Here is an 11188-nt window from a genome sequence, read left to right as displayed (position 1 = left end):
GATGGCGGGCTTCGGGGAACCGGGCATCGATGCTGTTGCTGCCGCGGGTTTGACCGTCGGGGTGGTCGCCGCCCGGTGGCACAGCGAGCTCACCGATCACATGCTCGACCGGGCGGTCGCCGCCGCCGAAGCGTGTGGCGCCGGTGCCACGGCGGCCCGGGTGGCCGGCTCGGTAGAGCTACCCGTGGTGGCGCAGGCGCTCGCCCGGCGCTGCGACGCGGTGGTGGCGCTCGGGGTGGTGGTCCGGGGGGCCACCGCTCACTTCGACTACGTCTGTCGGTCGGTTACCGATGGGCTTACCCGGATCGCCCTGGATGAGGGGAAGCCGGTGGGGCACGGTGTGCTGACCGTGGAGACGATCGAGCAGGCTCGGGACCGGGCTGGCCTGCCCGGCTCGGCGGAGGACAAGGGATGGGCGACGACCATCGCGGTCCTCGACGCGGCGCTCGCGGTTCGGGGCCTGGCTGGCGTCACCCCGCGGGTGGGCTTCGGCGCCTGAGGTTTCGGCATCGTGGGACACTCCGATCCCGGTGGAGCCGCGGTTGCCGGCGGGTTGCAAGAATTGAGCCTGTGAAGACGTTCGAGGAGTTGTTTGCCGAGCTGCAGGCCAAGGCCGCGGCCGGCACCCCCGGATCGGGGACCGTCGCGGCCCTGGACAAGGGGGTGCACTTCGTCGGCAAGAAGGTCGTCGAGGAGGCGGCCGAGTCCTGGATGGCAGCCGAGCACGAGGGGCCCGAGCGGACCGCCGAGGAGATCTCCCAGCTGCTCTACCAGGTGCAGGTGTTGATGCTCGCCACTGGCCTCGATCTTGAGGACGTCTACCGACATCTGTGATGTCTCCCGTGCCGACCCTTCCGCTTTCCGACAAGGAGCATTCCGTCATGCTGCGAGTCGCGGTACCCAACAAGGGGACCTTGGCCGAGAAGGCCGCTCAGATGCTGCGCGAGGCGGGCTACCGCCAGCGAACCGACCCGAAGGACCTGGTCTGCCGGGACGATTCGAACGACATTGAGTTCTTCTATCTGCGTCCGAAGGACATCGCTACCTACGTCGGCTCCGGGGACCTGGATGTCGGCATCACCGGCCGGGACCTCCTGGTCGACTCCGGCGCGCCCGCCACCGAGGTGGTCGACCTGGCCTTCGGCCAGGCCACCTTCCGGTTCGCCGCTCGGCCCGAGGACATCGCCTCGGCGCAGGACCTGGACGGACGTCGGGTCGCTACCGCATACCCCGGCCTGGTGGAGCGGCACCTCGCCGAGCTGGGCGTCAAGGCCGACGTGATCCGCCTGGACGGCGCGGTGGAGAACGCCATCCGGCTGGGCCTCGCCGACGTGGTCGCCGATGTGGTGGAGACCGGTGCCACGCTGCGTCAGGCCGGCCTGGTGGTCTTCGGTGAGCCGCTACTGCGCTCGTCCGCCGTCCTGGTCTGCCGCTCTGCCGCGCCGCCCCACCCGCAGTGTGAGCTGCTGCTCCGCCGTCTGCAGAGCGTGCTCGTCGCCCGGCGTTACGTGATGCTGACGTACGACGTTCCGGCCGACCTGTTGGCTCGGGCCAGTTCGTTGACTCCGGGCATCGAGTCGCCAACCGTCTCCCGGCTGCACCGGGAGGGCTGGGTGGCGGTGCAGGCGATGGTGCTCCGTGACGATGTGCACCGGGTCATGGACGAGTTGTACCAGGTCGGTGCCCGCGCGATCCTGGTCACGAACATCCAGGCCTGCCGTCTCTGAGCCGGGCCGGGGATACGGAGCCGGGCCGGGAGCACGGAGCCGGGACTTCCGTCCCCGGCCGGGCCGTCGCCTCGGCCCGCGCCTCGCCGTGCCCGGCTGCGTGCCGGGCGCGGGCCGCCCGGGCGGGGGTGGCAGACTGGCGCGGTGAGCGAAACCGAAGCGTTCCGGATCCGGCCCCGGCGCATCCGGGTGGTCTGCTGGGCCTCGGCGATTGCCCTGGTGTTGCTGTTCACGGTGTTGGCGACGTCGCTGCACGGGGCGACCGGCAGTGGCTATGGCTCGTTTCAGCGAGGCGACCAACTCGGCATGGTCGGCCTCGGCGTGCTCGGCGCGCTTGCCTTCCTGCTCTTCACCCGGCCGCGGGTGGAGGCCGACGCGCAGCGGGTCCGGGTGCAGAACGTGATCGGCTCGTACGAGCTGCCCTGGGAGCTTGTTCGTGGTGTCCGGTTCGACCGCGGGGCGCCCTGGGCCAGCCTTGAGCTGCACGATGACGACCTGGTGCCGATGCTTGCTCTTCAGGCTGCCGACAAGGAGTTGGCCGTGGACGCGGTCCGCCGGCTGCGCCGGCTGCATCAGGCCCGGCTGGCTGGGGGCGCAGCCGCCACTGACCCCGCCGGCCACTGACCCCGCCGGACCGTGGCGCGGGGTTGATGCCCGGTTTGGGGTGGACCAGGCGCGGGGTGTAGGCTATGGGAAACGACCAGGCCAGCTGCCTTCGCGGCTGGCTTCGAAAGCGGAGCGCCTGCTCCCACCTGAGTCGCCGCGCGGCGGCCGGGTCCGGTCTCCGATTCTGAGCACGCCTCGGTGTCGGATGCGCGACTATATGGTCGTGCCGACCGGTCGAGCGGGCCCCGGCAGCTGTCGGGGCCTTCTGCTTTCCGTGTCGGTTCCCACCCGGGAGCCGTCGGGTCGGCAATGCAGAAGACTCGACTCGAGGAGGCCCCATCAGCGTCGAACCACGCGTGAACGAGCAGATCCGGGCACGTGAGGTCCGACTGGTCGGTCCCGAGGGTGAGCAGGTGGGCATCGTCCCGCTGGAGCGCGCCCTTCAGCTGGCCGCGGACGTCGACCTGGACCTGGTCGAGGTTGCGCCAATGGCGCGCCCGCCGGTGTGCAAGCTCATGGACTTCGGCAAGTTCAAGTATGAGAGCGCACTGAAGGCGCGCGAAGCGCGGCGTAATCAGCAGCAGACCGTCATCAAGGAAATGAAGCTTCGGCCGAAGATCGATCCGCATGACTACGAGACCAAGAAGGGTCACGTGGTGCGGTTCCTCAAGGCCGGCGACAAGGTCAAGGTGACGATCATGTTCCGGGGTCGCGAGCAGAGCCGCCCGGAGCTGGGCTACCGGCTCCTGCGTCGGCTCGAGTCCGAGATCTCGGAGCTGGGGTACGTCGAGGCCGCGCCGAAGCAGGACGGCCGAAACATGATCATGGTGCTCGCACCGCACCGCGCCACCAAGGCTGCCGCCACCGCGGCCCGCGGTGGCACGCTGCCGCGGGGCGAGCGGGAGTCCGGTGCCGCCGCGGCAGCACCGCCGGCCGAGGCGGCCGGACCCGCCGGAACCGCCGGCGAGTAGCAGGGGAGAAGACGTTCCACATGCCGAAGATGAAAAGCCACACCGGGATGGGCAAGCGCGTCCGGGTGACCGGCAAAGGCAAGATCGTGAAGCAGCAGGCCGGCCTGCGCCACAACCTGGAGAAGAAGTCCTCCACCCGTACCCGCCGGCTGACCGGGCTGGTCGAGGTGGCCAAGCCGGATGTCAAGCGCATCAAGAAGCTGCTCGGCCGCTGACGCGCGCCACCCTGAACCAACGAAGGAGCTGAGATGGCACGCGTCAAGCGGGCTGTGAACGCCCAGAAGAAGCGCCGTACCCTGCTGGCGACCGCGAGTGGCTACCGCGGTCAGCGCTCCCGGCTGTACCGCAAGGCCAAGGAGCAGATGCTGCACTCGATGCAGTACTCCTACCGGGACCGTCGTGACCGCAAGGGCGACTTCCGGCAGCTGTGGATCCAGCGGATCAACGCGGGTGCCCGCGCCAACGGGCTCACCTACAACCGACTGATCCAGGGCCTCAGGCTGGCCGGCATCGAGGTCGACCGGAAGATCCTGGCCGACCTGGCCGTCAACGACGCCGCCGCCTTCGCGGCGATCGTCGAGAAGGCCCGTGCGGCCGTCGCGGAGCAGGGCACCGGCGGGGCCGGCGCCCAGGCCGCCTGATCCACCCACGGCAGCGCGAGGCGTCTCCCATGCAGTCACCATCGCACGGGAGGCGCCTCGACGCCGTCTCCGGACCACTCACCCCCCGCACCCCACGGATCGTGGCGGCCCGTCGGCTGCACCGCCGCCGGGACCGCGAGGCCACCGGTCGGTTCCTGGCCGAGGGGCCACAGGCGGTCCGCGAGGCCCTGGCTCGGTCGGGCACGGTCCTGGAACTCTTCGGTACGCCGGCCGCCCTGGACCGGTACCGGGACCTGGCCGCGCAGGCCGCCGCTGCTGACCTACCCGTCTCCGAGGTGACCGACGCGGCACTCGCCGGGCTCGCCGAGACGGTCGCTCCCCAGGGCCTGATCGCCGTCTGTCAACATCTCGACCTACCGCTGGCCACCGCTCTCGCGCGTGCGCCGCGGCTGGTCACCGTCCTCGCCGACATCCGCGATCCGGGCAACGCCGGCACGGTCCTGCGTACCGCCGATGCGGCCGGAGCCCAGACGGTGGTCTTCGCCGGTACGGCTGTCGACCCCTACAACGGCAAGGTGGTGCGAGCGTCGGCGGGCAGCCTGTTCCACGTGGACGTGGTGCGGGCGCCCGATCCGCTGCAGGTGATCGCCGACCTGCGGGCCGCCGGGCTCGCCGTGTTGGCCACCACCGGGTACGGCGCGGACGACCTGGACGACCTGGTTGATGCCGGCCGGTTGGCCGCCCCCACCGCCTGGGTCTTCGGCTCCGAGGCGCACGGCTTGCCCGCCGGGTTGACCGCGGCCGCCGCGGCCCGGGTCCGGGTACCACTGCATGGGCGGGCGGAGAGCCTTAACCTGGCTGCCGCGGCGGCGGTGTGCCTGTACGCTTCAGCGAGAGCGCAGCGCCGGCCGTCGTCCCCGCGCCCGGTCGAGGCCACAACCGCGGTTGCGGCCAGACCCGCGGTCGAGGAGGTAGCAGCGGTCGAGGAAGTAGCCGCTGTTGAGGCCGGCACCACGATCGAGGCAGCGAAGGAGAGCGGCCGCCCGTGAACGCGCAACGGCGTTCGTTTAGCCAGCCCGCCGGTGCCGGCGGGCGGCGGGCCTGACCCGCTCTCCGCGCGACTCCCACCGGCGGGCTGCGGCACAGCCGCGCGTCCGTAGACTCGCTTCGCCGCCTGACAAGGCTGGCGCCGCCGTGAGGGAGTGCCTGTACGCCATGTCCTATCGCAACGACCCGTACGACCCGAAGCAGGTCGCCCTGCTCGACCCGGCCGCACTGGCCGAGGCCGTCGCCACCGCCGAGGTGGCCTTCGCCGCCGCCGCCAATCCGGATGAGCTGACCGCGCTGCGCCCGGCCCACCTCGGGGACCGGGCCCCGGCGTCGCTGGCCCGACGTGAGATCGGCGCGTTGCCGCCGGCCGCCAAGGCCGACGCCGGCAAGCGGGTCAACGAGGCCCGCCGGTCGATCGAGAGCGCCTACGCCGCGCGCGCGCAGGTACTGGAGCGGGAGCAGGCCGAGCGGATGCTGGTCGAGGAGCGGGTGGATGTCACCCTGCCGTCCGACCGGCGTCCGGCCGGGGCCCGCCACCCGGTCAGTACGTTGATGGAGCAGATCACCGACTTCTTTGTCGGAATGGGCTATGAGGTGGCCGAGGGCCCCGAGGTCGAGTTGGAGTGGACCAACTTCGACGCGCTCAACATCCTGCCGGACCACCCGGCGCGGGGGTTGATGGACACCTTCCACGTCGCGCCGGAGCACTCCGGCATGGTGCTGCGGACCCACACCTCGCCGGTGCAGGCGCGGACGATGCTGACCCGCACGCCGCCGATCTACGTGATCTGCCCGGGCCGGGTCTACCGGACCGACGAGTTGGACGCCACCCACGCGCCGGTCTTCCACCAGGTCGAGGGCCTGGTGGTGGACCGTGGCATCACGATGGCGCACCTGCGCGGCACGCTGGACCACTTCGCCCGAGCGATGTTCGGGCCCCAGGCGCGAACCCGCTTCCGGCCGCACTATTTCCCGTTCACCGAGCCGTCGGCGGAGTTCGACGTGTGGTTCCCGGAGCACCGCAGGGGTGCGCAGTGGGTTGAGTGGGGTGGCTGCGGCATGGTGAATCCGCGGGTGTTGCGGGCCTGCGGCATCGACCCGGAGGTCTACTCCGGATTCGCCTTCGGCATGGGCATCGACCGTACGGTCATGTTCCGGCACGGCGTCAGCGACATGCGGGACCTGGTGGAGGGGGACGTCCGGTTCGCCCGGGCGTTCGGGTACGGCGCGTAGGCGCGGGCACGAGTTACGGAGACGGTGATCTGAGTCATGCGAGTTTCTGTCAGTTGGCTGCGTGAGTACGTTGACCTGCCGGCGCACCTGACCCCGGCCGACCTTGAGCAGTCCCTGGTCGGCCTCGGTATCGAGGTGGAGTCCGTCGTGGACCTGGCCGGTACGGTCACCGGGCCGCTGGTCGTCGGCGAGGTGCGGGAGATTGAGGAGCTGACCGGTTTCAAGAAGCCGATTCGCTTCTGTCGGGTGGACGTGGGGGACGCCAACGGCACCGGCGAGTTGCAGGAGATCGTCTGCGGGGCGCGTAACTTCGCGGTCGGCGACCGGGTGGTGGTGATCCTCCCCGGTGGGGTGCTGCCCGGTGACTTCGCCATCGGGGCGCGCCGGACGTATGGGCGCAACTCCAAGGGCATGATCTGCTCGGTGAAGGAGCTGGGCCTGGGCGACGACCACGCCGGCATCATCGTGCTGCCCGACTCCAGCCCCGCCAAGCCGGGTGACGACGCCCGCCCCGTGGTGGGCCTCGACGATGTGGTGGTCGAGGTGGAGCTGACCCCGGACCGGGGTTACCAGATGTCGGTGCGGGGGATCGCCCGGGAGTTGTCGCACGCCTTCGGGGTGCCGTTTCGGGACCCGGGTATCGCGTCCGCCCCGGCCGGCACCGAAGCCCCCGCGTACCCGGTGGAGGTGCGGGATCCGGTCGGCTGTGACCGGTTCGCGGCGCGGATGGTCCGCGGTGTCAACCCGGCCGCGCCGTCGCCGGCCTGGATGGTCCAGCGGCTCACCACCGCCGGTATCCGCAGCCTCTCGCTGCCGGTCGACATCACCAACTACGTGATGCTCGAGCTGGGCCAGCCGATGCACGCCTTCGACGCCGACCGGATCACCGGCCCGCTGGTGGTCCGCCGGGCGGTGGCGGGGGAGCGGTTGACCACCCTGGACGGGGTGGCGCGCACACTGGTCGCCGAGGACATGGTGATCTCTGATGCCGGGTTGCCGAATCCGATCTCGGCTGCTGGCGCCGACGCCGGTGTCCCGATCTCGCTCGCCGCCGTGATGGGTGGGGAGAGCAGCGAGGTGGTCGCGGAGACCGGCAACGTGTTGTTCGAGGCCGCCCACTGGGATCCGGTGATGGTGGGGCGCACGGCCCGCCGGCACCGGCTGTTCAGCGCGGCGGCCAAGCGGTGGGAGCGGGGCGTTGACCCGGCCCTGCCGTTGGTCGCCGTCGACCGGGCGGTGCGGCTGCTGGTGGAGCACGGCGGCGGCGCGGCCGGTGCGGAGATCCTCGATATCGATCAGGTGTCGGCGCCGACCCCGGTGGTCCTGCCGGCGGATCTGCCATCTCGACGGGTCGGGGTGACTTATTCGCCGGAGCGGGTGGCTGCCCTGCTCACCGAGGTTGGCTGCACGGTCGTTGGCGGCCCGGATCGGCTCGCCGCGGATCCGGGTGCGGTGGGCGTCGCCGCTGGTGGCGCGGTGTCGTTCCTGGTTACCCCGCCGACCTGGCGACCCGACCTGACCGACCCGGCCGACCTGGTCGAGGAGGTGGTTCGCCTCGACGGCTACGACCGGGTGCCGGCGGTGCTGCCGGCGGCCCCCGTCGGTCGGGGCCTGACCTGGCAGCAGCGGCGTCGGCGGGCGGTGGCCAGGATGCTCGCCGACCAGGGGTACGTGGAGGTGCTCTCCGCGCCGTTTGTGGCAGTCGAGCTGGCTGACCAGCTGGGCCTGCCGGCCGATGATGCCCGGCGGCGGGCAGTGCGGCTGGCCAACCCGCTGTCGGAGGAGGAGCCGGCACTGCGGACGACGCTGCTCGGCCCGCTGCTCGGGGTGCTCCGACGGAACCTGGGCCGAGGCCAGCGGGACCTCGCGCTGTACGAGATCGGCACGGTCTTCCACCCGCGGGCGGAGGCCGGCTCTCCGCCGGCGATGGGAGTGGAGCACCGGCCGTCGGACGCGGAGTTCGCCGCCGCCGACGCGGTGTTGCCGGAGCAGCCTCGGCACGTCGCCGTGGTGCTCGCCGGCGAGGTCGAGCCGGGTGGCTGGTGGGGCGAGGGGCGCCCGGCTGGCTGGGCGGACGCGGTCGAGGCGGCTCGGTCGGTGCTCGCCGCCGCCGGCATTCCCGCCGACCGGGTGGCCGTACGGGCGGTGGAGCATGCCCCCTGGCACCCGGGGCGCTGTGCGCAGCTGGTGGTGGATGGCGTGGCTGTCGGGTACGCGGGAGAGCTGCATCCGGCGGTGATCGCCGGGCTGGAGTTGCCGCGCCGTACCGCCGCGATGGAGTTGGACCTGGACGCGGTTCCGGCGGCCCCGGTGCGGCAGGCCCCGGTGCTCTCGTCTTTCCCGCCCGCCCTGATCGACGTGGCGCTGGTGGTCGATGTCGACGTGCCGGTGGCCGAGGTGCAGGGGGCGCTGGTGGCGGGGGCCGGTGCGCTGTTGGAGTCGGTTCGGCTCTTCGACGTGTACGTCGGTGAGCAGCTCGGCGCGGGTCGTCGGTCGTTGGCGTACAAGCTGACCTTCCGGGCGCCGGACCGGACGCTGACGGTGGAGGAGGCGGTCGCGGCGCGGGACGCGGCGGTTGCCTGTGTCGCGGAGCGCTTCGGCGCTACTCTCCGCGGCGTGTGAGGGCAGACCTCGCCTCTTCCCGCCGTTTGGGGTTTTCCGTCGAAGGGCCCGCGTCGCGACACGCGACGCGGGCCCTTCCGTGGGTGGCGGCTGGTGATCCAGAACACGGTCTCATCACCATGCATTGCTTTGTATGATCATGCGGTCACTGCTAACCTTTCCTGCATTGTCATACGGAGGTAGGTATGGGGATCCGAGTTGCGGTCGCTGGGGCGAGCGGCTACGCCGGGGGTGAACTGCTGCGCCTGATCGCCGGGCACCCGGAGTTCGACCTGGTCGCCGCCACCGCGCACAGCCAGGCCGGACACCGGCTGGACACCGTGCACCCGCAGCTGACCGGGCTGGATCTGGTGCTGGCCAAGACCGACCCGGCGGCCCTGGCCGATGCCGACCTGGTCTTCCTGGCGCTGCCGCACGGCGAGTCGGCAGCGCTGGCCGCGCAGCTGCCGCCGGAGGTGCGCGTGGTTGACCTCGGTGCCGATCACCGGCTGGCCGACCCGTACGCCTGGGCCAACTACTACGGCGGCACCCACGCCGGGCAGTGGACCTACGGTCTGCCCGAGCTACCGGGTCAGCGCGAGCGGATCGCCGCCGCGACCCGGGTGGCCAACCCCGGCTGTTACGCCAACGCCATCATCCTGGCGCTCGCCCCGCTGATCGCCGCCGGCGCGGCCCAGCCCGCCGACGTGGTGGTGGTGGCCGCCTCCGGGACCGCGGGCGCCGGCCGCGCCACCAAGGCGCACCTGCTGGCCAGCGAGGTCATGGGGGATCTGTCGCCGTACCGGGTCGGTGCGCACCAGCACGTTCCGGAGATCAAGCAGGCGACCGGGGCGACCAGCCTGTCGTTCACCCCGGTGTTGGCACCGATGCCACGGGGGATCCTCGCGACCGTCACCGCCGTGCCCGTACGCGAGGTCGACCCGCAGGCGGTGCTCGCCGAGGCGTACGCGGGTGCGCCCTTCGTGCACGTGCTGCCCGAGGGGCGGTGGCCACACACCGCCGCGACCCTCGGCTCCAACTCCTGCCACCTGCAGGCGACCGTCGACGTCGACGCCGGACGGATGATCGTGGTCAGCGGCCTGGACAACCTCGGTCGGGGCGCGGCCGGCCAGGCGGTGCAGAACGCCAACATCATGCTCGGCCTGCCGGAGGCCACCGGCCTGTCCGTCTGGGGGGTTACCCCGTGAGCGTCACCACTCCCCGTGGATTCCGGGCGGCCGGGGTGCCCGCCGGGCTCAAGGAGGGCGGGACGGCCGATGTCGCCCTGGTCGTCAACGACGGCCCGCACGCCGGGGCAGCCGGTGTCTTCACCGCCAACCGGGTGAAGGCCGCGCCGGTGCTCTGGACCCAGCAGGTCGTCCAGGGCGGTCTGGTGCGCGCCGCGATCCTCAACTCGGGCGGCGCCAACGCCTGCACCGGCCCCGGTGGCTTCCAGGACACCCACGCCACCGCGGAGCACACCGCGGCGGTACTGACCGCCGTCGCCCCCGGGTTGGACCTCGGCGCGGGCGAGGTGGCCGTCTGCTCCACCGGCCTGATCGGCGAGCGGCTGCCCATGGACCGGCTCCTGCCCGGGGTGGGTACGGCGGTCGAGGCGTTGAGTCAGGACGGCGGACCGGCCGCCGCCGAGGCCATCATGACCACCGACTCCCGGCCGAAGAACGCGGTCGGGCACGGCGCGGGCTTCACCGTCGGTGGGATGGCCAAGGGCGCGGGCATGCTCGCACCGGCGATGGCCACGATGCTCAGCGTGCTCACCACCGACGCGGTCGCCGACCCGGAGACCCTGGACGCGGCGTTGCGGGCCGCCTGCCGGCTCACCTTCGACCGGGTCGACTCGGACGGGTGCATGTCCACCAACGACACGGTGCTGCTGCTGGCCAGCGGTGCGAGCGGCGTCGCGCCCACCGAGGCCGAGCTGACCGCCGTGGTCACCGCCGTCGCCCACGACCTCGCGCAGCAACTCGTCGCCGACGCCGAGGGCGCCACCAAGCAGATCACGATCGATGTGGTCGGCGCGGCGAGCGAGGATGACGCGGTCGAGGTGGGCCGGAGCGTGGCCCGGAACAACCTGGTCAAAACCGCGCTGTTCGGCAACGACCCGAACTGGGGGCGCATCCTCGCCGCCGTCGGCACCACCGCGGCGGCGTTCGAGCCGGAGCGGGTCGATGTGGCCGTGAACGGGGTGTGGGTGTGCCGGGGCGGCGCCGCCGCCGAGGACCGGTCCAAGGTCGACCTCGGGGGTATGGACGTGACGATCTGCATCGACCTGGGGGCGGGCGCCGCCGCGGCGACGATCTGGACCAACGACCTGTCCCACGGGTACGTCCACGAGAACTCGGCGTACTCGTCGTGAGCACGAGGATCGCCGCGCGGC

Annotated in this window: 12 protein-coding genes; all 12 read left to right on the top strand. The window is 71.9% G+C overall.

Going from position 1 to position 11188, the window contains the following annotated elements; genetic code table 11:
* The first annotated feature begins 1 nt into the window (after window position 1).
* Window positions 2-499, top strand: coding sequence for a 6,7-dimethyl-8-ribityllumazine synthase (gene ribH, locus B118_RS0107760; RefSeq protein WP_018220150.1), 498 nt, complete (start codon window positions 2-4; stop codon window positions 497-499).
* 71 nt (window positions 500-570) lie between these two features.
* Window positions 571-834: a phosphoribosyl-ATP diphosphatase gene (locus tag B118_RS0107755; RefSeq protein WP_018215006.1), complete on the top strand. Its 264-nt coding sequence runs from the start codon at window positions 571-573 to the stop codon at window positions 832-834.
* 47 nt (window positions 835-881) lie between these two features.
* Entirely contained in the window at window positions 882-1727 is an 846-nt protein-coding gene (gene hisG, locus B118_RS0107750) for an ATP phosphoribosyltransferase (RefSeq protein WP_026185239.1), read from the top strand.
* Between the two features lie 144 nt (window positions 1728-1871).
* Window positions 1872-2351, top strand: a complete 480-nt coding sequence (locus tag B118_RS0107745; RefSeq protein ID WP_018220148.1) for a PH domain-containing protein — start codon at window positions 1872-1874, stop codon at window positions 2349-2351.
* A gap of 338 nt (window positions 2352-2689) precedes the next feature.
* Window positions 2690-3304 (top strand): translation initiation factor IF-3, encoded by a 615-nt coding sequence (gene infC, locus B118_RS0107740; protein WP_018220147.1) that lies wholly within the window; start codon window positions 2690-2692, stop codon window positions 3302-3304.
* Window positions 3305-3324: 20 nt separating this feature from the next.
* Window positions 3325-3519, top strand: coding sequence for a 50S ribosomal protein L35 (rpmI, locus tag B118_RS0107735; protein ID WP_011905775.1), 195 nt, complete (start codon window positions 3325-3327; stop codon window positions 3517-3519).
* A 33-nt stretch (window positions 3520-3552) separates the two neighbouring features.
* A complete protein-coding gene (gene rplT, locus B118_RS0107730) occupies window positions 3553-3945 on the top strand; it encodes a 50S ribosomal protein L20 (protein ID WP_018220146.1) in 393 nt (130 codons plus the stop codon).
* Between the two features lie 29 nt (window positions 3946-3974).
* Window positions 3975-4955 carry a TrmH family RNA methyltransferase gene (locus B118_RS0107725; RefSeq protein WP_028192609.1) on the top strand — a complete coding sequence of 327 codons (981 nt, stop codon included), beginning with the start codon at window positions 3975-3977 and terminating at the stop codon, window positions 4953-4955.
* 166 nt (window positions 4956-5121) lie between these two features.
* Complete coding sequence (pheS, locus tag B118_RS0107720; protein ID WP_018220144.1) at window positions 5122-6189, top strand: phenylalanine--tRNA ligase subunit alpha; 1068 nt, start codon at window positions 5122-5124, stop codon at window positions 6187-6189.
* Between the two features lie 36 nt (window positions 6190-6225).
* Entirely contained in the window at window positions 6226-8811 is a 2586-nt protein-coding gene (gene pheT, locus B118_RS0107715; protein ID WP_027647540.1) for a phenylalanine--tRNA ligase subunit beta, read from the top strand.
* A gap of 185 nt (window positions 8812-8996) precedes the next feature.
* Window positions 8997-9998: an N-acetyl-gamma-glutamyl-phosphate reductase gene (gene argC / locus B118_RS0107710; protein WP_018826667.1), complete on the top strand. Its 1002-nt coding sequence runs from the start codon at window positions 8997-8999 to the stop codon at window positions 9996-9998.
* A complete protein-coding gene (gene argJ, locus B118_RS0107705; RefSeq protein WP_018220141.1) occupies window positions 9995-11167 on the top strand; it encodes a bifunctional glutamate N-acetyltransferase/amino-acid acetyltransferase ArgJ in 1173 nt (390 codons plus the stop codon). The genes argC and argJ overlap by 4 nt, the downstream gene beginning before the upstream one ends.
* Window positions 11168-11188: the final 21 nt, after the last annotated feature.

This window comes from Salinispora pacifica CNR114, from assembly GCF_000514775.1.
In the GTDB taxonomy this organism is placed as follows: Bacteria; Actinomycetota; Actinomycetes; order Mycobacteriales; family Micromonosporaceae; genus Micromonospora; species Micromonospora pacifica.
The sequence above is the reverse complement of the archived record's forward strand: the minus strand, read 5'-3'. Positions and strand labels throughout refer to the sequence as shown.

What these genes read in the sequence shown, in the direction of transcription:
- rplT (WP_018220146.1), top strand. Translation starts at nt 3,553, where the DNA reads ATGGCACGCGTCAAGCGGGCTGTGAACGCCCAGAAGAAGCGCCGTACC.
- rpmI (WP_011905775.1), top strand. Translation starts at nt 3,325, where the DNA reads ATGCCGAAGATGAAAAGCCACACCGGGATGGGCAAGCGCGTCCGGGTG.
- hisG (WP_026185239.1), top strand. Translation starts at nt 882, where the DNA reads ATGCTGCGAGTCGCGGTACCCAACAAGGGGACCTTGGCCGAGAAGGCC.
- argC (WP_018826667.1), top strand. Translation starts at nt 8,997, where the DNA reads ATGGGGATCCGAGTTGCGGTCGCTGGGGCGAGCGGCTACGCCGGGGGT.
- pheT (WP_027647540.1), top strand. Translation starts at nt 6,226, where the DNA reads ATGCGAGTTTCTGTCAGTTGGCTGCGTGAGTACGTTGACCTGCCGGCG.
- pheS (WP_018220144.1), top strand. Translation starts at nt 5,122, where the DNA reads ATGTCCTATCGCAACGACCCGTACGACCCGAAGCAGGTCGCCCTGCTC.
- ribH (WP_018220150.1), top strand. Translation starts at nt 2, where the DNA reads ATGGCGGGCTTCGGGGAACCGGGCATCGATGCTGTTGCTGCCGCGGGT.
- B118_RS0107725 (WP_028192609.1), top strand. Translation starts at nt 3,975, where the DNA reads ATGCAGTCACCATCGCACGGGAGGCGCCTCGACGCCGTCTCCGGACCA.